The sequence below is a fragment of the Hassallia byssoidea VB512170 genome (genome assembly GCF_000817785.2).
GTDB classification, from domain to species: Bacteria; Cyanobacteriota; Cyanobacteriia; order Cyanobacteriales; family Nostocaceae; genus Hassallia; species Hassallia carrinoi.
Genome location: NZ_JTCM02000012.1, coordinates 81,014 through 106,348, shown reverse-complemented (window position 1 = coordinate 106,348; position 25,335 = coordinate 81,014). Strand labels below are relative to the sequence as shown.

The 25,335-nt window shown below is 42.6% G+C and carries 18 protein-coding genes; 4 read left to right on the top strand and 14 right to left on the bottom strand.

Features of this window, described 5'->3' with window-relative positions; all coding sequences use genetic code 11:
* Positions 1 to 174: 174 nt before the first annotated feature.
* From PI95_RS08885 to PI95_RS08850, 8 genes are all read right to left on the bottom strand, one after another.
* Entirely contained in the window at positions 175 to 1,245 is a 1,071-nt protein-coding gene (locus tag PI95_RS08885) for a 2-aminoethylphosphonate aminotransferase (protein WP_039747359.1), read from the bottom strand.
* Between the two features lie 94 nt (positions 1,246 to 1,339).
* Positions 1,340 to 2,524 (bottom strand): phosphonopyruvate decarboxylase, encoded by a 1,185-nt coding sequence (gene aepY, locus PI95_RS08880; protein WP_236116990.1) that lies wholly within the window; start codon positions 2,522 to 2,524, stop codon positions 1,340 to 1,342.
* 150 nt (positions 2,525 to 2,674) lie between these two features.
* A complete protein-coding gene (aepX, locus tag PI95_RS08875) occupies positions 2,675 to 4,321 on the bottom strand; it encodes a phosphoenolpyruvate mutase (RefSeq protein WP_039747360.1) in 1,647 nt (548 codons plus the stop codon).
* An 85-nt stretch (positions 4,322 to 4,406) separates the two neighbouring features.
* On the bottom strand, positions 4,407 to 5,144 hold the full coding sequence (locus PI95_RS08870; RefSeq protein WP_039747362.1) for a phosphocholine cytidylyltransferase family protein: 738 nt from the start codon (positions 5,142 to 5,144) through the stop codon (positions 4,407 to 4,409).
* Between the two features lie 146 nt (positions 5,145 to 5,290).
* Entirely contained in the window at positions 5,291 to 5,884 is a 594-nt protein-coding gene (locus tag PI95_RS08865; protein WP_039747364.1) for a CDP-alcohol phosphatidyltransferase family protein, read from the bottom strand.
* Between the two features lie 52 nt (positions 5,885 to 5,936).
* Complete coding sequence (hpnI, locus tag PI95_RS08860) at positions 5,937 to 7,100, bottom strand: bacteriohopanetetrol glucosamine biosynthesis glycosyltransferase HpnI (RefSeq protein ID WP_039747365.1); 1,164 nt, start codon at positions 7,098 to 7,100, stop codon at positions 5,937 to 5,939.
* A gap of 2 nt (positions 7,101 to 7,102) precedes the next feature.
* A complete protein-coding gene (gene hpnJ, locus PI95_RS08855) occupies positions 7,103 to 8,548 on the bottom strand; it encodes a hopanoid biosynthesis associated radical SAM protein HpnJ (protein ID WP_039747366.1) in 1,446 nt (481 codons plus the stop codon).
* 69 nt (positions 8,549 to 8,617) lie between these two features.
* Complete coding sequence (locus PI95_RS08850) at positions 8,618 to 10,267, bottom strand: B12-binding domain-containing radical SAM protein (protein WP_039747367.1); 1,650 nt, start codon at positions 10,265 to 10,267, stop codon at positions 8,618 to 8,620.
* A gap of 321 nt (positions 10,268 to 10,588) precedes the next feature.
* On the opposite strand from PI95_RS08850, the gene PI95_RS08845 reads away from it, so the two are divergent.
* Positions 10,589 to 12,211: a cyclic peptide export ABC transporter gene (locus tag PI95_RS08845; protein WP_039747370.1), complete on the top strand. Its 1,623-nt coding sequence runs from the start codon at positions 10,589 to 10,591 to the stop codon at positions 12,209 to 12,211.
* A gap of 23 nt (positions 12,212 to 12,234) precedes the next feature.
* On the opposite strand, the gene PI95_RS08840 is transcribed toward PI95_RS08845, so the two are convergent.
* Complete coding sequence (locus PI95_RS08840; protein WP_039747371.1) at positions 12,235 to 12,453, bottom strand: hypothetical protein; 219 nt, start codon at positions 12,451 to 12,453, stop codon at positions 12,235 to 12,237.
* Positions 12,454 to 12,459: 6 nt separating this feature from the next.
* A complete protein-coding gene (locus PI95_RS08835; protein WP_052325192.1) occupies positions 12,460 to 13,245 on the bottom strand; it encodes a PEP-CTERM sorting domain-containing protein in 786 nt (261 codons plus the stop codon).
* A 437-nt stretch (positions 13,246 to 13,682) separates the two neighbouring features.
* Here PI95_RS08835 and PI95_RS08830 point away from each other — a divergent pair, with 437 nt between their 5' ends.
* Both PI95_RS08830 and PI95_RS08825 read left to right on the top strand, forming a co-directional pair.
* Positions 13,683 to 16,208: a PhoX family protein gene (locus tag PI95_RS08830; RefSeq protein ID WP_039747373.1), complete on the top strand. Its 2,526-nt coding sequence runs from the start codon at positions 13,683 to 13,685 to the stop codon at positions 16,206 to 16,208.
* Positions 16,209 to 17,068: 860 nt separating this feature from the next.
* Positions 17,069 to 17,968 carry an SDR family NAD(P)-dependent oxidoreductase gene (locus PI95_RS08825; protein WP_052325193.1) on the top strand — a complete coding sequence of 300 codons (900 nt, stop codon included), beginning with the start codon at positions 17,069 to 17,071 and terminating at the stop codon, positions 17,966 to 17,968.
* A 65-nt stretch (positions 17,969 to 18,033) separates the two neighbouring features.
* Here PI95_RS08825 and PI95_RS08820 read toward each other — a convergent pair whose 3' ends face one another.
* Positions 18,034 to 18,468, bottom strand: a complete 435-nt coding sequence (locus PI95_RS08820; protein WP_052325194.1) for a transposase — start codon at positions 18,466 to 18,468, stop codon at positions 18,034 to 18,036.
* Between the two features lie 362 nt (positions 18,469 to 18,830).
* Between PI95_RS08820 and PI95_RS08815 the strand changes: the two genes are divergently transcribed.
* A complete protein-coding gene (locus PI95_RS08815) occupies positions 18,831 to 20,282 on the top strand; it encodes a polysaccharide deacetylase family protein (protein WP_039747374.1) in 1,452 nt (483 codons plus the stop codon).
* A 126-nt stretch (positions 20,283 to 20,408) separates the two neighbouring features.
* On the opposite strand, the gene PI95_RS08810 is transcribed toward PI95_RS08815, so the two are convergent.
* The 3 genes from PI95_RS08810 to PI95_RS36725 form a co-directional block, all read right to left on the bottom strand.
* Positions 20,409 to 21,758: an ATP-binding protein gene (locus PI95_RS08810; protein ID WP_039747375.1), complete on the bottom strand. Its 1,350-nt coding sequence runs from the start codon at positions 21,756 to 21,758 to the stop codon at positions 20,409 to 20,411.
* Between the two features lie 236 nt (positions 21,759 to 21,994).
* Positions 21,995 to 25,003, bottom strand: coding sequence for a HEAT repeat domain-containing protein (locus PI95_RS08805; protein WP_163518730.1), 3,009 nt, complete (start codon positions 25,001 to 25,003; stop codon positions 21,995 to 21,997).
* A gap of 28 nt (positions 25,004 to 25,031) precedes the next feature.
* Positions 25,032 to 25,166: a hypothetical protein gene (locus PI95_RS36725; RefSeq protein ID WP_268896703.1), complete on the bottom strand. Its 135-nt coding sequence runs from the start codon at positions 25,164 to 25,166 to the stop codon at positions 25,032 to 25,034.
* Positions 25,167 to 25,335 lie beyond the last annotated feature (169 nt).

Sequence of the window (25,335 nt, the reverse complement as noted above, 5' to 3'; positions counted from 1 at the left end):
GAGTCTTTGAACTTGATTAATGAGTCTTTGAACTTGATTAATGAGTCTTTGAACTTGATTAATGAGTCTTTGAACTTGATTAATGAGTCTTTGAACTCCATTAATGAGTATCAGAAGTGCATTAAGGAAGGATTTTTCCCCTTTCCCCTTTCCCCTTTCCCCTTTCCCCTTCCTCTAAATAATCTGTTTCACAACCAAAAGAAAGCGTTCCATATCAGCATAAGTAATCGCTCCCATTGTCGAGACTCGAAAGATAGATTTAGCTAAATCCCCTTGTCCAGAATAAATCACATAGCCCTGCGCTTTCAATTTATCGTGGAACTCTTCATAACTAAAGTTCTCTGGGAGATAATAGGCATTCAGTACAACAGATGAATTTTCTGGAGGAAGTAACGATTGAATTCCCATTTCTTCTAAACCGTTTCTAACCAAGTTCGCGAGTTTGGTATAATGTGCGTGTCTTGCACGCCAACCTCCTGCTTCATCCATTTCTTGCAAAGCTTCGGCTAAAGCGTAAAATGTCTGTACTGATTGAGTGAAAGGAGTACCCCCGCGATCCTGCTGCTGACAATAAGTAGCCAAATCTAAATATAAAGTGCGTTTAATTGTGTCTGCTGCTGTCAGTGCATCCCGTCGCACGATGACAAAAGCGGTTCCGGGAACACCATGCAGACATTTATTTGCTGTGGCAGCACAAGCGCTAATTCCCCAATCGGCAAAGTTGATTTCTTCAGCACCAAAACTGCTAACCGCATCTACCAAAAGTTGGATGTTGCGTTGCTGACAAATTGCCGCAAGTTCAGCCAAGTTATTCAAGCGACCGGTTGTAGTTTCGTGATGGACGACAGCGAGATGGGTTACATCGTCAGTTTCATTTAAAAGTGCTAGCAAAGCTTTGATATCTATTTCGCTACCCCAAGGATGCTGGAGTCTGGTGTAATGAATCCTGTAGATTTTGGCAATTTTGGCGATTCGTTCGCCATAAACGCCGTTTTCAATCACCAGTAACTTGCCGTTTTCTGGTACTAAACTTGTTATCATCGCTTCCATCGCTGCTGTACCGGAACCTGTAAGCAAAACTGCGGCAAAGCGATCGCCTCCCAACTGATAAACTTGAAGTAATTGTTCGCGGATTCTGCTTTGAAGTTGGGAAAATTCAACTTCACGGTGACACAAATCAGGACGCAACAGCGCATTTCTGACGCGATCGCTAAGATTAACCGGACCCGGATTGAGTAAAATCATTATTGGGGAGTGGGGAGTGGGGAGTAGGGAGTAGGGAGTGGGGAGTGGGGAGTGGGGAGTAGGGGCTATTTTCGTTCCTAATTTATGGGAATTGTTAATTTTGAATTTTGAATTTTGAATTTTGAATTCCGAGCGAAGCGACGTGACTTATAAAGCGTTGTAAAACAGCTTCTGGAGATAAATTAGGTCTGGGTAAGTCTTTGAGGGTTCCCGAACGAATTTTCAAATGTGCGAATTTTGGTCTAGTGTTGCTATCTGCGGCAAATAAAGCATCTAAAAGCTTGATGTCGTCTCCGGCGAATGTGATACCATAACCGCACGCTTCGGCAATTTTGGCGAAAGAGACATTAGCAGAAACGGTGGCTTGTGCGCCGGTAGAATCGTGTGCTTCATTATCTAAAAGGATATGAATCAAGTTACAATTGCCGTAAGCGCCGATGGTAGCAAAATTACCCATCCGCATCAGTGCTGCACCATCGCCATCAATCACCACTACCTTTAAATCGGGACGTGCTAAGGAAAGTCCTAAACCCAGTGATGAAGCACATCCCATCGAACCTACCATATAAAGATGATTTGCTCTGTCGCTATTTGCAAAGAGTTCCCGTCCGGTAAATCCGGTAGTCGCAATTACTACAGTATTTTTTTCCTCAGTAAGTTCCACAATGCGAGTTAGTGCTTGATAGCGAGAGACACGTTGTTGATTGTCTGCAAAAAAGCTTTTGATAATGCGATCGCTATCTCCCCGATGAGGAATAGAAGAACTTAGCGCATGAGGTGCAACTGTTCCCTTACGCATAATTAAAGCGTAAGGTCGGCGTTGTTGTTGCATGTAAGTTGTAGCGCGTTGCAACACAGGTTCTATTTCCGCTGCTGCGGTGGGGAAAAATTCCCAAGGTACAGAGATTGTTTCTAACAATTTATCTGTAATTTGTCCCATGAGTTCATGTTGTGGTTCATCATGTAGTAGGCGATCGCCTCGCAGCGTACAAATTAGCAGCAGCGGAATCCGAAAAATATAAGCTAAAGAAGTCAGCGGATTAATTGCATTACCCAAACCGGAATTTTGCATCATAACTACAGCAGGTTTCCCAGCAATTGCTGCACCTGCTGCTGTCGCTAAAGCATCACCCTCATTAGCTGAAGAAATATAAGTAAGTTTCTCGTCGTTGATAACGTAATTAATAAAAGGAGTCAGAAAAGAACAGGGTACACCAGCGTACCATTCAAAACCAATATTGCGGGCAGCTTCGACAAATTCTTCTGCTTGAATCATCATTAAAAGGTTAAAGGTTAGGAATTATATCATTAAATATTCGTAGTGAGCGGTTTACCGCTCGTCGCTGAGGATTTTAACGGCTGAAGCCGTTACTACGTGAAAGAGGGTTTATTTATGCCCATTGTAGAGATGTTTTGGAACGTCTCTACTTCATTGTTTTAATTGAAAAGCCAAATCGAGGTCATCCAAAGAGTTAACATCTAGCCAATTACCGCGAATATAAAGAACCTTAATCGGTTTCCCCTGCTGAATTAAATAATTGCATAATTCTGGTATTCCCATACAATTAAAATCGGGTTGCTTTTGTAACTCATTTAATGCTTCACTCACCCATTGTTTACCTTGACTGCGTAAGCGTAACATCCCAATCCATCTTCCACTCTTATTTTTTAATTCAGTTTGTCTTGCAGAGATATGTAAAAGGTTGACATCTTGTCCAAAGATAGAAAGGTCGTCTGCAATTGAGCAATAAGCATAATCAGGAGAACCGCTAACCGATTTATTATTCATCACAGAATCGACTACAGCAACAATTTCTCCCGGACAATCTAATAAATCTCGCAAAATGTAACTTCTAAAAAGTAAATCGCCATAAACTATTAGCATATCATCGCTAAATTTAGCAGAAGCGCAAGCTAAAGAAGCTAATTCTCCGGTTGTTTCATATTCTGCATTGCGGATAACTTTAGTTCCTTCAACATCGATAGTTTCTGCTTTGAAACCGGCGACGACAGTAATATCATTAATGGCAAGTTTTTTGAATTTATCTACCAAAAGCCTGAGCAAAGGTTTACCACCAATGGGTAACATGACTTTGGGCTTATCTTGAGTTAATTGTTGCAATTCTTGTCCTCTAGTTGCAGCGAGAACGATCGCAATCGTATGATTGCGTCCGTTGGTAAAGTAGCGTTTTTCCGCTTCTAGCAATTCATCTGCACCCTGCAAGCGAAAAATTTCCTTCACAGGTGCGATATCATCTTCAATATTAATTAAGCTTTGGCTAGCTTGAACTTCGCGAGCGATCGCCTGCATACTTGTAACAGCAGCGCGAATCAGATGATTTGCCCAAATTACCAAACTAATCTTGGCTTTACGAAAAACATCGGTGGCGGTGCTGTAATATTTAGTTGGTACAATCACCAACGGAGAGCGTTCTGCCCACTCTTCAGCAAAGGCTAAAACTTGGTCGGGACGAGATGATTTACTGTGAATCAAAATTGCATCCGCTCCCGCTGCGTGGTAAGCTTCAGCTCGGCGCAATGCTTCGGATAAATCCCACCCGGCAATCAAAGCTTCAATTCGGGCAACAATCGAGAAATCTGGATCTGTTTGGCTGTCTTTACCCGCTTTTATTTTCCCACAGAATTCATCAATATCAGCTAAAGGTTGGCGACTACCATTAATGAAACTATTAGTCTTAGGAAAAAGCTTATCTTCAATACATACTCCCGCGATACCTCGCTGTTCTAATTTCTTCACCAAACGACGCATATTATTAAAGTTGCCGTAACCTGTATCCCCATCTAATAAAATAGGAATTTGAGTTACATCAGACATGAACTCTAGCATTTCTACAACTTGAGTCCAACTCGCTTCATTATTATCGCGCACACCAAATTGAGCAGAAACAGCTAATCCACTTGCCCAAATTCCTTTAAATCCAGCTTCTTCCACAATGCGAGCGCTAATTCCATTGTGTGCTTCCATGATAAATTCAAGTTGTGGCGATTTTAGCAATTCTCGCAATTGCGTGCATTTAGTTTGTTTTGTTGTGGTGAGTGATGCTATTTGATCCATTTATTCTGAAGTTCTGTTGTATTTAAGGTAGTAAGCACTTCAGTGCTTAATAAGATAAGCACTGAAGTGCTTACTACGAAAGTTTTTATAAGTGTGGTAAAATTTCGTTTTGAGCGCGTTGAATGTCTTCGTGAAAATCGATTTCTATCCAAGGTAAGCCGGTGATGTCTTCGTAACCAAATGTTTTAGGGTTTTCTAATAATAAATCTCGAATTGCTTCTTCTAATGGTTCTTCATGGCGTTTGTTTGTGATATAATCTTCGGTGATAGTGGCAAGACGAGAAGCGATCGCACTCTCAAAACGAAAGAATCCCACTGATTCGCCGGCAAAATCATAAGTAAGATCCGCTGCCAGTTTTTTTCTAAATTCCACCAGATAATTATCTTGCACGCAAAGCTTTACCGGTTCTTCTCCCAATTCAAAATCTCGATCTAATAAGAAACAGTTGGGGATGTTTGTTTTCACCAGTCGCTCAAGAATGCGGCGATCGTATAATACATCTGCATCCATTAATAAAATCTCGTCACCAGCAGTTAAGTGTTTTTTTAAAGTCCCCAAACTGATGATACTGCCTTTGGTGTAGTCAGGATTATAAACTGTACTCACCCAATTTTCTGCTTTTAGTGCTGTGATTTCATCTTGAATTTTCTCAGCTTGATAACCGACAACGATCGCAACTGACTCAATTTGACAAGAACGCAGATAATCTAAATGACGCTCTAAGAGAGATTTACCGTTAAATCTTAGCAAGCATTTAGGTTGATTTTCCCCATCTTTACCCAAGCGTTTACCAACACCGGCGGCTAATATCAATGCCTTCATAATTAAATCCCGTGCCTGAGATTATATATCTTCGTAGTCGGCGCTTCAGCGCTGAAGCGCCGACTACATAAACCAAACAGGAGCGATCGCATCTTTCATCTTCGAGACTTATATTCTAGTAAGCGCGAAGAGCGCTTAAATAAATATCAAGAACGCAACGAGTAAACGCGGAATTGCCAAATTACCCACACAGCAAAAGTTGGCGCCCCAATTGCTGCCGCAATTAATAACAGCTTAAGTCCACCCAGCAGAGTGACTATTGGAAACAAATACAGCACATCTTCGATATCGAAGCCTGCAAAATTCGGTTGCTGGGTGGCGTCTTTACCAAGTTGCTGTTCCATCTCATTTCGCAAGTGGAAGATGCAAGCAACAGATACCCCAGATACGATCCCCATCACGAATGCCCAATAACTCAGTTCGCTGTTCATCAAGCCATACCCGATCCCCACAAACAAGAGAATGTGGATAATCGCATCACTAACAAGGTCATACTGATGACCCCCTAAACTGATTTTGCCACTTAGCCGCGCTAATTCCCCATCAGTATGATCGAGAAAGTTTGATAAAGCAAACAACCAAGCCCCAATATTAGCCCAGTTTGCATTTGCAACAGCCACAGCCGCCGCCAACCCTGTCACCAAGCGCACTGTGGTAAGATGATTCGGGTTTACCCAAGTGTCTTTTAGCGGTCGAACTAGCCAGTAAGCAAGCTGGGCATCCCAAGCCTTTTTGGTCATAGATGTTTATTTGATTAATCTGTGGTCTTTGAAAGTGTATACATTGTACTAGTTAACTTGGCATGACTTTTGCAACGCCAACAGCTAGTGCTACCAACTTTCCATCTTTAGTTAACTGCAATCGTTGCCCTCGCCACTCAATTGTGCTGCCAAAAAAGCCACTACACCAAATTGCAAAGGTGATAATATCGCGTAAAGGCACCAACCACAAAAACTTGCTTGCGACTGGATCTTTGAGACTCTTGACTCCAACGACCCATGCCATAATTAATCTGATGCTTAAGGTTAAAAGGGCGATCGCCCAACCGAAAATTGACCCGGCTGTGGCGATTAAGAATAATAAACTCATAGCTGTGCCGTGGGTAAAGATTAACCCTAAATAACCCCAAGGTCGAGAAACTCGCGTGCAGCAATTCCAGCGTGTCTGACGATGAATTAAATCAAGCAAGCTAACTGTGGCGATCGCATGATCGATAACATAGTCAGAAAGCACCACCTTGTAGCCGACTTGTGTAGGTAAATAGCCAAGTTGAAAATCGTCTGCCAAATAATCGGCAATTGCGACAAATCCGCCGATCGCTTCTAAGACACTTTTACGAATGGCAATGGTTGGACCGAGGGCAAAGTTCATTCCCTCTAGCGATCGGGCGACTAAAATACTAGCATGGTACTCAGTCGATATGCCCACAGCTTCGAGAATAGCCACCCACCCGCGAACAAAGGGACGATACAAACAGGTAACAACACCCACCTCAGGATCGCGCATCGGCTGGATAACTCTTTGCAAATAATCTCGTCCGACGCGAACATCGCTATCTGCAAGCAACAACAGCGAATACTTTGCCTCTGCTTCAGCGTTAGCTAAATTACTAACTTTTAAATTAGTGCCAATTGTGCGATCGCTTATAACCAGACTAATATCAATTTCTGGGAAGTCCTCGATAATTTTCTTGACAACTTGCACACTTGGGTCATTTCCATCCCGCACACCAAAGATGATTTGGTACTCTGGGTAATCTTGTTGGCAGAATGAGGCAAAATTTTCGTAAGTATCGATATCGAGACCGCAAATCGGCTTGAGGATAGTAATCGGTGGGTGGAAGTCAAGATCAATTTGTGTCTCATGGGAAAAAAACTCAATTGCCGCATAGATCCCATAGCAGTAATAGCAAATTGCCGCGAGGCACACAATCAGCAATAGCAAGTTGATCCCCATGCCTATACTGATTGCGTTTTCGCAGTTCCTTGGCTGCGACGGTCTTTTAGGTAAGAGAAAAACTCACGTCCCTCACGCAGACGACGTATTAACATTTGAGGGTCAGTCAGCATTTCACCGACAATCGGAACGATCGCTTGAGGACGAAAGTAAAAGCGACGATACATCCTTTCAACTGCATCTTCAATTTCCGCACCGGCAAGATTTGGATATTGCAGTGTTGACATTTGAATCCCTGAATTAGCAACTAAGGAAGTATCGCTAAACCAATTATTTTCCTGCGCTTGTTGATAAAGTTCTGTCCCAGGATAGGGGGCAGCTATGGAAACTTGGATAGTATGCGGACTAATATCGCAAGCGAAGCGAATCGTTTCTTCAATTGTTTGTTGGTTTTCGTTGGGCAAACCAATGATAAATGTACCGTGTACGGTAATGCCGAGTTTATGGCAATTTTCCATAAACTTTCGGGCTACTTCCAACTTGATGCCTTTTTTAATGCCGTCTAATACTTGCTGATTGCCGGATTCAAATCCTACCAATAGTAGGCGCAAGCCGTTGTCACGCAGTTCTTTGAGAGTATCATAATCTAAGTTAGCGCGGGCGTTGCAACTCCAAGTCAGCTTGAGTCGCTTCATGTGTTTGCTGATAGCGATCGCTCGTTGTTTGTCAATTGTAAAAGTGTCGTCATCAAACATATATTCGCGCACCTTGTCGCCAAAAATAGCTTTGGCTTCTTCCATCTCCCGTCCTACTGCTTCCGGGCTTTTAGTGCGGTACATGTGTCCGCCAATCGTTTGGGGCCAAAGGCAAAAGGTGCATTTTGCCGGACAGCCGCGCCCAGTGTAAAAGGAAATGTAGGGATGTAGCAGATAACCGATAAAATATTTTGTAATATCCAAATCCCGTGCGTACACAGGCAATACACTGGACATAGCATCCCAATCGTGAATCAATGGGCGGTCTTCGTTGTGATGTATATTACCGTTATTATCGCGGTAGCTGAGTCCCTTGATTTCATCCCAAGCTTTACTTTCCGCCAGTTCCTTACAGGTGTAGTCAAATTCGTGACGACATACAAAGTCGATAATCGGATTTTCACGTAGGGTTACATCTGGTAATACTGCTACGTGTGCGCCAATCAAGCCAATCTGTGTATCCGGCTTTTGCGCTTTAATTGCCTCAGCACACTTCACATCATTAGGCAGCGAAGGCGTGCTGGTGTGCATGATAATTAACTCGTAATCCGAAGCAATTTTCAGCACATCTTCCACAGTTTGATTGTGTGGTGGTGCATCCACAAGCTTGCTACCCGGTACGAGGGCAGCAGGTTGCGCCAGCCATGTAGGATACCAAAAAGAGGTAATTTCCCGCTTTGCTTGGTATCGAGAACCTGCACCACCGTCAAACCCATCGAAGGAAGGAGGACTGAGAAACAAAGTTTTCTTCACAGAAATATCTCCTTATATAATTCAGAGCTTTTACTTAACACTTGTTATTCTGTATTTATAGCTTTGTAGTTAGCTATTAATTTTGGTGCGTATTTTTTGAGAATAAAACGAAGCCGATTCTTCGTTGTTAACGCACTCTTGGGCAAACTTAATTAGATGATGTCCGACTAGTCCAACGTGAATCAAGTCTTCTATATTACCTGATTTCAGTGCTGGTTTTGCCATCTTCCAAAAAGTAGAGCGATAGTTACCAAACACACCTACTCGCAACAAAATATTGGTGAAATAAGTTAAACCTTTGCGGATATTCGCCCAAGAAGTCCGAGCCGGACTATTAGGAACTTTAATCCGGTTGGGGAAGGTATGCACCATATTATAAGCAAACCGTTCATATAAAAATTCCGGTTCGTATGCTGTAGAAATGCAGCGTCGCCACATTTCCACGACTTGTTCGTAAGGCATTAAATACTCGATATTCGATTCCCGATTTTCATCAAAAACTAGTCTTTGTTCTTGTTCTAACCTGCGCCACAAAGGTGTTTTTGGTAAAGCATGAAGCAGGTTAATTGTCAATACAGGAATTTGCGAAATCCGAATAAATTCTAAAATTCTATCTGCGGTTTCTGGTGTATCTGTATCAAAGCCGATGATGATCCCCGATACAACTTCCATACCATAACTATTTAAAACTTTCACCGCTTCCAAAATCGGCATACTCAAATTATGCGTTTTAGAAATAGCTTGCAAAGCATCAGTTTCTGGCGTTTCAATGCCACAGAAAACTGTGCAAAAATAAGCTTCGCGCATCATTTCTAAAAGCTTGGGACTTTGAGCCAAATTGAGTGTAGCTTCACAAGCAAATTGCAGCGGATAGCCATTGCGCTTTTGCCAGTCTATCAAGTGTGGAAGCAGTTGCATGGCGGCGCGGCGATCGCCTACAAAGTTATCATCGACAAAATACACCGATCCCGGATTCCCGCATTGCAACATCATATCCAATTCGGCAATCACTTGCTCAGGCGTTTTCATGCGAGGATTGCGTCCATACAATTCCGGAATATCGCAGAACTCGCAGCGATAAGGACAACCACTAGAAAATTGCACATTTGCTAAAAAATAATCATTCAGATTCAGCAAGTGATAAGCTGGGGTAGGAAATTCGCTTAAAGGTAAACGCTCCTTAGTTTCAAAGCGAATTTGCTCGCTTGGGCGATCGCTGTTTTCGTCGAGATATGCAATCATGCGATCGGTTCCATCTCCCAATTCACCCAGATTTAAAATATCAAAATCCGGATAATATTCTGGACAACCAGAAACCGAAGGTCCCCCGACAACTGTGATTTTGCCTTCTTTATGGGCAAGTTCATTAATCTTATTAATATGTGGTTGCTGAATGTGCATTCCGCTGACAATCACCACATCTGCCCACTGATAATCACTCTTGTTTGCACAAGTGATATTCTCATCAATAAAGCGCACATTCCACTTTTCGGGTAAATAAGCAGCCACAATTAAAATACCTTGCGGCGGCATAAAAGCCTTAACATTACCCATAAGCGGGTAAGCGTGATGAAAAGTACCAAACGAGCGGCTGTACTTGGGAAATATACAGAGAATATTTCGATGATGCAAGGGAACGTAAGAAGTTCTTTTATTAGCAGCCGATGGCAATTCCCCTACAGAAATTAGCTTTTCTTGATATTTAAGATTAACAGTCATACCAATTTTAGATTTTGGATTTTAGATTTTGGATTAAAAACTACGATCTAATTTGCACTAGCTTACCGCTAAGAGACAATATAGAACCATAAGTAAAGAAGTATCAAGCTTCTGTCTGTGTTTTTTCTGCCCTTTTCTCGTTTCCATGCAGAGCATGGAAATGCCTTAAGGGAGGCTCTGCCTCCGGAGAATGCATTCCTTGGCTCTGCCAAGGAACAAGAGAATAGCGAATGTTTGTCCATGCCCCATGACGGCAGATGCTTCAAGCCGGGAAACCCGTCCAACGCACTGCCTCCCCAATGCCCAGTGCCCAAATCAATCATGAATTTGATTTCCTTTCTTCTGCGTTCTTCTTGGAGAATGGTAGCGATCGCCATCACCACCGGCTTACTGAGTGGAGGTAGTAGTGCTAGCCTGATTGCCTTAATTAGTCGTGCTACCAGTAATGATGCCACATCGCGCCTCAGTGCGATCGCCTGGGGTTTTGTCGGGCTGGCGATGGTTGCTTTGATTACCAGTATCATTTCTCAAGTGATGCTGATTCGCTTATCTGAGGATGCAGTTTTGCAATTACGGATGCGTTTGAGTCGCCAAATTCTCGCTTCTGAGTTAAATCATCTAGAAAAGTTGGGAAATCCGCGATTATTAGCCACCCTCACCGAAGATGTTCAAGCAGTTGCGAATGCTGTTCAGAAGCTTCCTTTTTTCTGCGTTGATATTGCCATAGTTATCGGTTGCTTGCTATACATAACTTGGCTTTCGTGGCAAGTATTGCTGATGGTTGTCGGATTTGCGGTAGTAGCGATCGCTAGTTGTCAATGGCTGTTAAAAAGAGGAAGACATTTTCTCGCTCTTGCGCGTGACGATCAAGATTTGCTATTTAAACATTTGGGCACCATCACCCAAGGAGTCAAAGAACTCAAGCTGCATTACCAACGGCGTCAAGTCTTCCTGACGAAACAACTCGAATCAACAGCTACCACATTTCGTAACCATAATATTCGCGGTTTGACTTTTTTCGCCACAACTTCCAGTTGGGGGAGACTGCTGTTTTTTTTCTCAATTGGTTTTATCCTCTTCGCGCTTCCCAATCTTTTTACTATTAGTCCCCAAACATTATCTGGCTATATCTTGACTTTCACTTACTTGATGTTGCCAATGGAAAATATTGTTAGCAGCCTTCCCCAAATTAGCAAAGCTAGCATTGCATTACAAAAGATAGAATCTCTCGGTTTATTTTTAACTAATCGAGCGGAAATATCCACAGTTCCACCTGCAATTAAGTCTGATTGGCACAGCTTACAACTTGTGGATGTTAGCCATACTTTCCGCACAGACACTGAAGATAGCAGCTTTATTCTAGGTCCGATTAATCTGACATTTTATCCGCAAGAATTAGTGTTTATTGTTGGCGGTAATGGTAGCGGTAAATCGACTTTAGCCAAACTCATCACCGGACTCTACATCCCCGAAGCCGGCGAAATTGCTTTAGATGGGGAGTTAATTAACGAACAGAATCGAGAGTGGTATCGGCAACATTTTTCTGTCGTCTTCTCCGACTTCTATTTATTCGACACGCTTTTAGGGTTAGAAAATATTCACTTAGATATTCAAGCGCAAGAATATTTAAAGCTATTGCAACTCGACCACAAAGTTAAAATTGAAAATGGCAAACTTTCCACCACCAATCTTTCTCAAGGACAGCGTAAAAGACTAGCTTTGCTCACAGCTTACTTAGAAGATAGACCAATTTATCTATTTGATGAATGGGCAGCCGACCAAGACCCAGTTTTCAAAGAGATATTCTACACCCAACTGTTACAAAATTTGCGGGATAGAGGGAAAACAGTATTAGTAATTAGCCATGACGATCGCTATTTTCATCTGGCAGACCGAATCATCAAACTCGACTACGGTCAAGTAGAGTACGATAAACCATATTGAGATCCACCAGACTAGTTTAAGTGTTATTCAAAGATAAGTAGAACGGTGTGAATATTTCTAACTATCTTAATAAATTTAAATTGTAGGATGCCGTACTCTCGTCTAATATTATGTCCGCGCTTATTACTTACTAAACAAAGGAGAACCCCACCCCGCCAAAGCGTAGCTTTGTCTCCCCTCCCCGCAAGCGGGGAGGGGATTAAGGGGTGGGGTGCAATGACTCCCCATTCCCCACTCCCCATTACCCATTACCCATTTTTTTGTCTGCGCTTCAGCACAGAAACTGCTCCCATTCCCAAAAATAACAGACCTACTGTTGAACTTGTTTCCGGAACAGCTTGCACTTTATCAACAAGTAACCCGGAAATAACTGTTGGTTCACCTACATCGACAACTCCAAAACCTAAAGTATATTCTCCATCAGTTGGCAGAGTGTAGGAAAAAGTTTTAAATCCCGTTTCTTCAAAAAAGCTACTTTTGGAACCGTTAGCTAAAAAGTTTGTGCTGGTATCAGCTAGTTTGAAAAACGAGTTTTGAGAGTTATTACTAACAGTTGCGAAAGCAAAATCATTAAAATCAGGATTGGCATTAGTGCCAACCGATTCATTAGTGATAAAGTTCCAAGCAAACGATAAAGTTTGTCCTGCTTTTCCCGTAAAAGTTTGCTTAATAGCAGAACCCTCAATTGCGTCAGCTAGAAAGTTATCTCCAAAGAATTGCGATACACCCAAAAATCCCTCTAAAGAATTTTCAGCAACACCAGTAATATAAGTGGCAGGAGCTGCATTTCCTCCTATAATTTCTTTTCCATTTCCATCAACCCCAATAACTTCTTTGAAAGCAGTTGATAGAAAAGCTTGAACATTTCCTTCTACTGTCTTGCTGCCAAAAGCTGAAGTTTCTAATCTGTAGTCACCTAATTTTTGCCAACCGTCAAAGCCATTTTCAAAGCCACCATTGATAATTGCAGCTTTAGCGGTAGTAGGTATCAAACTTGCGACTACGGCAATAGCAGTGGAAAAAACTCTCTTCATTCGTTATTCCTTATTTTTTGATAACTACTGTAGTTTGATTGATAAATATTTTTTTGTTTACGTATACTCTCAATTGGATAACACAAAGGTTAAGAACATATTAATTAGGCGATAACAATTGGTAAAACAATCAAGATAATAATTTGCAGGTTAACAAATAATTAACTATTAGATAAGAAACGGTAAAAGTTAGAATAATCAAGGCTAAATCAGTTATAAATTTAATTGATGGATGATATATTTAGAAATCGAATCAATATGATTTAGGAATTCATAAAGATAAACTATCCTTAATTTTGGTGGAGTATATCTGTTTAGAAAATGTATATAATTTCTTTGTTTTCGGGTGAAAATTTGCTATGAAAAATTCCAAGGATGGATAGCAAAAATGATTTTTAGGCTAATGATTCTATCTATTACTATTAAGAGGCAGTCCAATGTCTAAATTTTCACGTAGGCAGCTACTCGCTTTCTTTGGAGCGAGTGCTGGTGCAGCTGTGCTGGCTCCTGCTTTTGGGAAAAAACCGTTTGGCAGCAATCTTGGCATTGCTGATGCGGTTGAACCCCTGAAATTTACGCCAGTGCGTTTACCTCATCCTTTACCGATTTACACACAGCAAAAGAGCTATTTACCAACAGGAATTGAGCAAGGAGACGTATTAGAAGCGTCTCTTGATGCACGGTTGAGTAGCTACACCATACTCGATGATGTTGTAGTACCACCGGAATATGAACGGTATGTAATTGTGAGTTGGGGCGATCGCGTCTTCCCCAACCAAGAAGATTACTTTGGTTACAACAGCGACTACACCAGCTTTATTCCCATCGATGGCAGAAGTCCCAACGACGGCTACCTTTGGAACAATCACGAATACATTTCTTACCCATTTTCTACGACTGTACCCGGTTTCACAACTGACAGCGGTTTAGGTGGATTCCCCACATCTTACTCCCCAGTCATTGGACGAAATTTACCAGAAGACAAAACGAATATCGAAGTCTTGGGTGAATTCATGTATAACGTCGGCGGTTCTGTCGTGCGGATTGCCCGCCAAAACCCTTCTCCTGTCGGAGACGCTGCGCGAACGGGTTCGCCAGTCCCCCATCGTGACGGAGACCGCCAAGACGGGGGCTGGTCTCACCGCGCTGGACGCTTTACTGTTGTCCGTGACCCCAAGAATCGACGCATCCACGGGCTTTCCGGTTTAGGAATCAACAGCCAACGCACTGATAATTATAAAAACGTCACCTCCTGGGGTTCTTTGAGCTACCAGAAAGGAGACGATAATTATCTGATTGGCACTGGACCAGCTGCTACCCAAGTCTTTAATCTCAGTTCCGACGGACTGGGTAATAAAATCATCGGTACTGGATACAACTGTTCTGGTGGCACAACTCCTTGGGGAACCATCTTGACTGCTGAAGAGAACTTCCAAGGCAGTGCAAGCTCTTTTGTAGGAGTTCAGGAATTAGTCAACCCCAACGGCACCCAAACCGGTTACATTGCTGGCACCACGGGGGCTGCTTTTGGCTTGGTAGGCGAAAAATACGGCTGGTTAACGGAAATCGACCCAGCCAATCCAAGTTTCCGCCCGCGCAAACACACTTCTATGGGTCGCTACCGCCATGAAAATATTGCTGTGCGTGCGTCAGCTGGAAAACCATTAATAGGCTACATGGGTGATGACCGACGCGGGGGCCACACTTGGAAGTTTGTCAGTTCTGGTACAGTGACTTCTCCCACTGATAAAAGCAACAGCCGCTTATTTGAAGAAGGTACTCTATATTTCGCTCGTTACAATTCTGACGGTACGGGCGAATGGATTCCCTTAAACTTAGATACCCCCACCAATCCGATTCCACCATCAACTCTCGCTTCCGTGGAACTTGCAGCATTAGGCAGGGCTTCTAATAATGGTAATACCCGTCTGCCAAGGCGCAGTGGTATTGCAGGACAAACTGCAAATGGCGGCTCAATTGTTGTCACCATAGAGCGAGTTACTAATTCAACAACTGGGGCTGTTACCTCTTACGGTGAAGCTGAAGCTTTGCCTGCCTACCAAGGTAAGAAACTATCAGATTTCTACACCAGTCAAGGTGCGGTGCTGGTTGATGCTTTTTTAGCTGCCAATCTTGCCGGAGCAACACCTACTGCTCGTCCTGAAGATTTGGAAATCAACCCCAGAAATCCGAATGAAGTCTTTATCGCCTACACAGACGGTGCTGCATCAGGAGATGGATATCCGGATTCTCGAATCTTTATCGTTTCCAAATACAGTTCTGCCGTCAACGCGGCACAGCCTTCAGGAGAACTTTTTAAGATTACCGAAGATAGCGCCGATGGCACAGGTACAACCTTTCGTTGGCAGCGATTTGCTAAAGGTGGAGAAGCGGGGGCAGAACCCGGAAGTGGCTTTGCCAATGTAGATAACTTGGCATTTGATAGTCAGGGAAACATTTGGGGCGTCACTGATATGTCTACTGAAGCTCACAATGGTTTTACCACAGGTGCTAACCCAGAAGTATTAAGGATAGACCATCGGGTAGTAGGTGCTAACTCGCCCAGTCAGGATGATTCTAATTTCAATGTTGCGACTTCTAGCTTGATAGGAGTTTTTGGAAATAACTGGCTGTTCTTTATTCCTACCAGCGGTCCTGATGCTGGGGAAATAGTACCTTTTGCTTATGGACCACCACGTTGTGAGATGACCGGACCTACTTTCGTCGGGGATACTCTGATTATTTCCGTGCAGCACCCTGGTGAAGAGTCTCCCTTCACCCCGCAGCAAATTCTCAGCCGAGATATTGAGATGTTGAACTTGGATGGCACTCTGTTTACTCAAAAACGCAGTCTACCCCGTGGCAGTAACTGGCCCAGTAATCTTGAGGGCAATCCTCAAGGACCACCGCGTCCTGGCGTGATTGGGATTCGACGCAAACAGTCGAGCGGTCGTTTTGTTTAGTTTCTTTTGCACTCGGGCAATCTTAAATCATTCCTGAGAAACGAGAACCCCGATTTCTTCCTTGAAATCGGGGTTCCAAAAAATCAGACAAAACGGGACCTGGAAATTGCCGTAAGAAATAGGGCAGGCTTTATTAACTAGTCGTAGGGTATTGGAGGCTTTTTGTGGGGTGCGAAGCCTGCCCTATTTCTAAGGTTTGGCTCCCACGCCTTCATCCTTTGATAGTCGCTCTTGTGCCCTTGGATCTATTAAACAAGGCTGTCCCGTAATGTCGGCGTTTTAGCGTAGGGCTGATGGCGCTTTCTATTCTCACGACTCAAGTAGGATTGCTATTGAACTATATATCTTTTTTATATCTAATATATGTATTAATTATGACTATTTTTCTTGGGAAAATAGCCCAGTTCTTTGATGCAGTCGAATAATTTTACACTGCTTGTCAGGGGATCGCCATATTGACAGCAAGTATTAATAAAAACTTATCTCCCAAATCATTATGTATATATACAGGTTGTAAAAAACTATTAAGCAATGCTTATTAAAAAATATTGCAGCTACTTGATTTAGTTGTTAAGGTGTGTGAAGCAACGATTTTGGTGAATGCTCGTATTTAGGAGAAGTGTAACCTATGAGCTATATCCATCCTTAGGAATAAAAGCGAGTAAATTCTGGCATGAATGGTAATTATGAGGTATTACAAAAAATTAGCGCCTGATTTATCTCGTTTTTAAGAACTTAGTTACTTTCATATTTCAATCAAGAATTGATTGTTTGTCTTACCCGTCAAGAAACTCTGGAGTTTTGATTATATTTCTTGACAATAAACGCTGTAAGACCAAAAATTTGGAGATGAAAAACCGATGAATATACAAGGAAAGGTAGCCTTAGTAACAGGGGCTTCCCGTGGTATTGGGCGGGCGATCGCATTACAATTAGCGCAACAAGGCATCCAGCGAGTTATACTCATGGCACGCGATCGCGCCAAATTAGCTGAAGTAGCCGCAGAAATTGAAACAATCGGTGTCAGCGCGGTCATCGTACCGATAGACTTAACCAAACCGACTGCTGTAAATATTGCCGTTGCTCAACTTTGGCGGAATCACGGTCCGATTCATTTGCTAGTTAATTGTGCAGGCATAGCTTACCAAAACTCATTTCTGCAAGCTAAACTACCGCAGGTTCAAGAAGAAATTTCTCTGAATTTATTGGGAACCTACACCCTAACTCATTTGGTAGCGCGACGCATGGCAAGCCAAAGACAAGGGACAATCATTAATGTCTCCAGCTTGATGGGGAAAATTGCTGCACCGACGATGGCGACTTATTCAGCTACCAAATTTGCCATTTTAGGTTTCACCCAGGCACTGCGCCAAGAACTCGCGCAATACAATATTGAGGTAAAAGCATTATTGCCTTCTCTGACAGACACAGACATGGTGCGCGACATGCGATTATTTCGCTGGGTGATCCCCATGACTCCTGAGGAAGTAGCGCAAGTACTCGTCACCGGATTGTCAAAAAATTCACCAGAAATTTTAGTTGGTTGGCAAAGTCATTTGGCTATTTGGTGTCAACGTCTTGCACCTTGGCTGCTGGAGTTTATTTTAAAAATGGCAACTCCACCGCAGCAAGTAGCGAGAAGACAACAGCTTTACCAAAGACGGATAGGACTAATGCAGAGATTGATCTGGACACGCCATCGTTTCAGATACCCCGGTAGAAACGTGACGGTGGAACGTCTCTACGATGGTTTGTACTAGAAACGTTTTGCTGTCCCCGTCTCTACGATAATTTGCGGTAGAGACGTTCCATTGGAACGTCTCTACTAATGGTTGCGTTTTTGGATACGAAAATTTTCCGGATGATGTTTGTCAGATTCCCATTTTGCAGGGTTATTAATAATATATTTCCTGACGCGATTGAGGGATTCTTCATCACGAATAATAGAGTCATGAAATCTAGTTTGCCATTTAAATTCTGTAAATCCAGCAATCCAAATTTGTTTGCTACAAACCGATTTAAATTGACCAATTATTAAACCTAATGAATTAGATTGTAATCGTGGCACATTATTCGTAGAAACGTTCCGGTGGGTAGAGACGTTCCGCCGGAACGTCTCTACGAGGGGGTTGTTGATAATCAAAATACCGTGTATGTGGTTTGGCATTATCACCCATGCATCTAATTGGACACAAGGGCGAATTTGTGATGTTTTCTGCCATTCTTCAGCAACAATTTCTCCTATTTGGGATAACTGCATCTCACCATCAATTATTTTGCCAAAGAAAGATTGTCGATTATGGGTGCAAATAGTAATAAAATAATAGCCATCCGATGTATAATCTCATTTTGAACATCGCACTGATTCAATACGGTATTTATTTTTATATAGGGTCATAGTTCGCAAAATCCGATTGTCGTAATCATTACAACCAACGTAATTTTGTCAGGCGGTGATGTCTTCGGTATTATTGCTAGAGATTATTCAATAGTGATTTGCGGTAGAGACGTGACGATGGAACGTCTCTACAGGTGATTCATTAAGATATAAGCTGTTGAGTTAGAAAAACAGTCCAAGATACAAGATATTTAGATATAACTCGCGAAAGGAACTAACCAGAAATGACTTCCCCAACAAACCTACTCACGACTTTGCCGGAAATCATTGATGGTTTGCCCAATATTTCTGGTTGGGAAGCAGAGGTGCTTGATGTAGTCAACCGTGATGCGCCTGTATTTTTACCAACAACAAATCTACGGTTAGAAGATCAGAGCGCAACTTTTGCGATCGCGCTCCACATGCATCAGCCAACTATCCCCGCAGGACATGATGGCGGATTCATCAGCAATCTGCAATATATGTTTGAACATCCAAACGAAGGGGATAATCATAATGCAGCGCCTTTTGCGTATTGTTACAGTCGCATGGGCGATTTTATACCCGAACTTGTCAGCCAAGGTTGCAATCCTCGCGTCATGCTAGATTATTCTGGCAATTTGTTGTGGGGATTGCGGCAAATGGGACGCGAAGATATTTTAAATAACCTCAAGCGGATAACATGCGATCGCACTTATCAACCTTATGTAGAATGGCTCGGTACAATGTGGAGCCATGCTGTAGTTCCTTCTACACCTATCCCAGATATTAAACTGCATATTATCGCATGGCAACATCACTTTGCCGCCATTTTTGGTTGGGAAGCATTAGCGCGAGTCAAAGGATTTTCACCTCCAGAAATGCACCTACCAAATCATCCCGATACTCTCTTTGAATTCGTCAAAGCGCTGAAAGAATGCGGCTATCGTTGGCTATTAGTTCAAGAACATTCTGTAGAAACTCTTGACGGTCAATCTCTAACTTACAAACATTTACCACATCGTTTAATTGCTCGCAATTCTCAAGGCGAAACAATTAGTATCACAGCTTTGATTAAAACTCAAGGTTCCGATACTAAATTAGTTGGTCAAATGCAACCTTATTACGAAGCTAAAACTTTATCTAAACAACAATTAGGTAGTGTAAATATCCCGCCAATAGTTAGTCAAATAGGTGATGGGGAAAATGGCGGGGTGATGATGAATGAATTTCCCAGCGCTTTTAAACAAGCTTGGCATCAAATCGGTAAAACAGGTGTTGTTGCTGTCACAGGAACAGAATATTTAGAATTAATTGAAGCTGCGGGTTGCAAAAGTGAAGATTATCCAACTTGTCAACCGATGGGACAACATCAAATTTGGCAGCGAGTTTCATCCGAGAATATTCAACCGGGAGAAGTAGAAAAAGCAATTCAAGAAATCAAGCAAACGAACTCTAACTTTCACATGGATGGAGCTTCTTGGACTAATCATATCAGTTGGGTAAATGGATATGAAAATGTTCTCAGTCCGATGAATCAACTTAGCAGTTTATTTCATCAAAAAGTTGATTCCCGCAATACCAGAGATTCTCATTACCGCAACGCATTGTTACATAACTTATTGCTGCAAACAAGCTGCTTTCGTTATTGGGGACAAGGTGCTTGGACTGATTATGCGCGTGAAATTTACCAACGTGGTGAAAAGTTGCTATCGTAGTAAGCGCTGAAGCGCTTTCTTAGTTATCACTAGCTACGAAAAATTCCTCAAAAAGTAAAAGGATTTCAAATTTTTTACTGACGCTAACTTTAATCAATTGAGCGCTGAAGCGCTCACTACGATAAATTAAACTAAAGGTAGAAGGATTTCAAATTCCGTACCAATGCCAAATTGGGAATTTAAATTAAATTTACCTCCATGTCTTGCTGTGATAATTTGATAACTCACTGCCAAACTAGTTTCTTTATCAGCGCGTTTTTCCACAGAAAAAGACTCAATAATTTGCTGTTGCAACTCCGGAGGTATTCCCGGACCATTATCAGCGATGCGAATGGAAACCCAGCGAGAATCTGGTGCGTCAGGTTTCGTCGCTGACTGTGAAATAACTTCTGTAGTAATTTCAATTTTTGGTTTGTGATTTGTATTGGGATTAAACTGCTGTCGCACAGCTTCATCAAGCAATGCATCAACAGCTTGACTCAAAAGATTCATCAATACCTGGCTCAACTGCCCCACAAAGCAATATACTGGGGGTAAATTTCCATAATGTTTGACAATTTCAATTTCTCCTTTAATTCGGCTGTTAATTAATAATAAAATACTATTTATGCAAGCGTGTAAATCTGCTGGTTTTGGATAAAGTACGTCGATGTGACAAAAATTTTGCAAGCTGGTAACAAGCTTTTTTAATCTTTCTGCACCGGTGCGGATACTCTTGAGCGCTTTTGATAAATCTTGTTCTAAAAAATCAAATTCAATATCTTCTTTAATATCGATTATTTCTGTAGAAGCTAATGGTAACTCTTTGTCGTAAGCTTCTATCAATTTGAGCAAACCTTGGCTGTAATTTGAGACATAAGTTAAGTTACCCCAAATAAAACCTACGGGATCTAAAATTTCATGTGCTACCCCGTCTACCAAGCGTCCCAAACTTGCCATTTTATCATTTTGAATCATTTGCGCTTGGCTGCGTTCATAGCGCACCTGAGTTTCTATTCCGCGAATTTGCCAAGAGGCAATGCCCAATTCTTGTATATCTAATAATCTGTAGGTATCAGGTGCTGTTTTGACGATGACTGGTTCAGCCAAAAGTTCTGGCGATCGCCTTAATGCGATTTGCATCGCGCTCAAAATCGGCGTACTATCAGGAAGTAGCAAAATGCCTGTCCGAGCATAGCTGTAGAGAACACTTAGCGGCTCAGTAAAAAATAACTCTTGTCCGTGGGGACGAATCAAAAATTCTAGCAGTCGGCGTCGGGAAATCATACCAATAAATTTTCCCTGTTCTAGTAAGATGGCTCCAGGTAGCAGCGGGTATTTTTCAAAGTATTCAGCAACTTCTGTGCCAGTACAGCTAATTTCCACCTGGAAGTTGTATAGTGGCAGTTCTTGGAGAGTCGATTCTATACCGAGATCGCGATCGCTTCCCTCAGATAATATTGGCGGTAATATTTGCGAACTGAATTCCTGTTCCACTGGAAACCCTGGTTTGTACAAAGACTTAAAGCCTCAAAGCTAACCAATAGGCTAACATTTTCGTCTCTGTCTGGGGAGGGAGTGGGGGAGTGGGGAGTGGGGAGTGGGGAGTGGGGGGACAAGGGAGACAAGGGAGACAAGGGGGATAACCACTAACAACTAACCACTAACCACTAACAACTAACAACTAACAACTAACCACTAACCACTAACAACCAACCACTAACAACCAACCACTAACAACTAACAGCTTTCGCAACAAGTTGAGTTTGTCTAGTTGGTTGCGGAACTAAACCTGTTAGGGTTGCCAGTTTTGCTGCTACGAAGTCTGGAATTTGTGCTTCTGCACCTTTTGCTAAATAACAATCTTGTAGTGCTAACAGAAAACCTTTGATTAACTCAATATCTGATGTAGCTTCGGCTTGAGCGAGAAAATTGTGCCAGGAGATTTTATCATTTCCGTAAGAGTCTAGCAGGTATAAGCCGGCGAGATATTCTGCTAGGGGATCGAGGGCAAAGCGAATTTTATTTTCTTCGGAACCGATAATGTCAATTAGGTGCAAGCGTTTTTTTAGATGTTCTAGACGTGCTTCAGCGTTATCATGAGCATCGAGTGCAGCTAAAACATCGTTAAGTATGGCAGTTGTGGGACGCAAAGTTTGCTTGAGACATTCCCAGGCGATCGCCTTCGCATCTCGTTGTACGGTACGATTATCTGGTTCGTTTTCGGCTGCACCTCGGTTGAGTTCGTTCAGGTACGCCAACATCAAATCGGGTATATTATTTGGTAAATCAATCGCTGTACCTTCTTTAGTGGCAATCATCTGTTCCGCGTAAAGTTTTGCCAGCAATACAGTGATGTTGCGTTGCCCTACCATTAAAGAAAGACGACGACATGCATCAAAATATTCTGGATCGTCGAATAAATTACGCTTGCCTCGCTGCGTTAAGTATGCTTCCATAAAAGATGAGAGGCGATCGCCTGCAACCCGCAACGGTTTAATTGTGGTTTTCGGTATTTCGTCCAGCTTTTCCTCAAGTCGGGAAGTGACAATTAACGCATTCGCTGTAAAATCTGGATCTCCTGGGCGAATTTGCTTGCGTGTAGCTTCGCTCATTTCCGACAAGTGATCCACAATTACTAGAATACGCCGTTGCCGCAGCAGATGCGCCAGTAATTCTTCAGGAATCGGTTCTGCTTCCCCAATTAAAGCTTGAAGTTGTCCGCAAATTGCTTCTGTTAAAGGTTGTTCCCCTGCTGCTACATCAAAGTCTAATTCTTGTTCAATTAAAACTGGCAGCATTTTATGTTGACTGATGCGTTGATTTGCATCGTCAGACATTGCCCACACTGCCAACTGACAAGCCAAACTAGTTTTACCTGCGCCACCTTCCCCCCAAAGTAGTAAACTTGCGCGTTTTTTATCGAAAGTTGGTTGTAAATCTTTTCCGGTGAGGTGAGCGAGGTTATTATTATCTAGGATAATGGGAATGGGGACGTGAACAAAGCGATCGCTTACCGTTTTTTTCTTACCAAATCCCTCTTTAGCCGAGTCGATGTGTGCAACAACCCAAGCATCAAGCACTCTGGGGCGATAATTAAAAAATTCAATAAATAGTAAAGTGCGGATGGGTAAAGTTCCCCCACCCAGGATATCAGGTAATTTAAAGCTAGAGAATGGTTTGAGGGCGTTGTCGATGTGTAAAAGCCACAAAGGACGCAAGCGCAGCAGTGCGAACCAGAGAGAGGGGACAAAGATAATGTAAATTAGCGCACCTGTTACCCAAGGATGTTTAACCATCCATTTTAAGGTTCTATCAAAGAAGCGGGAGTCTTTTTCTTTTTTGAGGAGATAGAGCGATCGGTGTAAAGGTCTTTTTTGTTCGTCTCTAAAATTATCTTTGAGGTCATCCGCAGCTTTTAAAGCTTTTTCCAAGTTAGATATGCCTTTGTCTAAATCTGTGCTGGATAGCTTACTGGCATTATCTTGATAGCTTTCAGCTATATTTTTTAAGGCATAAATAGCATTGTGGCTAACCAGACCGCTGCCGCACTCCCTCGAATTGTCCTCGCTATCCTCATAGCAGCTATACTCATTTTCATTTAAGGCTTGAATGAGTGCGGGTACTCCTGATGCTGCTTCTTTTCCGATGCTACCCAAGGCACCGGCAGCACTTGAGTGAACTAACCACTCCTTATCCTTCTGCAAAGCTTCGATAAGTGCAGGAACTGCCGATGCCGCTTCTTTTCCGATGCTACTTAAAGCATCGGCAGCATTGGAGCGAACTTTCGTATTCCGATCCTTCTTCAAAGCTTCGATGAGTGCGGGAACTGCCGATGCTGCTTTTTCACCAATCCTTCCCAAGGCAACGGCAGCATATTGACGAACTCCTGCCTGTTTATCATTCTTCAAAGCTTCGATGAGTGCGGGAACTGCCGATGCTGCTTTTTCACTAATGCTTCCCAAAGCAGAAGCAGCACTTGAGCGAACTCCTGCCTGTTTATCATTCTTCAAAGCTTCAGTGAGTGCGGGAGTTGCCGATGCTGCTTTTTCACCAATCTTTCCCAAGGCATCGGCAGCAGATTTGCGAACTTCTGCCTCTTTATCCTTCTTCAAAGCTTCAGCAAGTGCGGGAGTTGCCGATGCTGCTTTTTCACCAATCTTTCCCAAGGCTTGGGCAGCAGATTTGCGAACATAGTCGTTATCATTCTTCAAAGCTTCAGCAAGTGCGGGAGTTGCCGATGCTGCTTCTTTCCCAATGCTTTCCAAGGCATAGGCAACAGATGAGCGAACATAGTCGTTATCATTCTTCAAAGCTTCAGCAAGTGCGGGAGTTGCCGATGCTGCTTCTTTCCCAATCCTTCCCAAGGCTTGGGCAGCAGATGAGCGAACATATGCTTCGTTATCATTCTTCAAAGCTTCAGCAAGTGCGGGAGTTGCCGATGCTGCTTTTTCACCAATCTTTCCCAAGGCATCGGCAGCAGATGAGCGAACTTTTGGGTTCTTGTTCTGCAACGCTTTAACTAAATCGGGAACAGCTTTTGAGCCTAGTTTCTGCAAGGCTTTAGAGGTTTTTTCGTATTCAGAATAATTATCGCTCCCCAACTTCTTAATATAAGAATTAATCTCGGCGTTGCTGACATCTTGCGTCCATCCTTTGCTCATCGGCAGCACAGACAATGAAAGGCAGGAAAAAGAAAGCGCTATAACTGCGAAAAATCTCGGAAGCGTGCTGTTGCCCATCAGTATACCTCTGATCAGGAGGGGGAAATTACTGATAATCTACATCACTATTGCTAGCCTTTCCGTAAAATTGGGGAAACAATGCTTTGGATTTGCCCTCACCGATGTGTCGTAATTGCTTGAGGTGTTTATTATAGCCGTTCTTAGTTGGATGCAATTGCATTGTTCTATCGTCGCGTGTAGGGGCACGGCATTGCCGTGCCCCTACTCAACCAATAACCGCTATATTTTTGGCGCTCAAGTTGTAGTATGCGACTTAAGTCAGATATCAAAACACAGATCCCCGACTTCGAGCTCGAAGTCGGGGATCTGGTTTTTCGTAAGTTGACAAA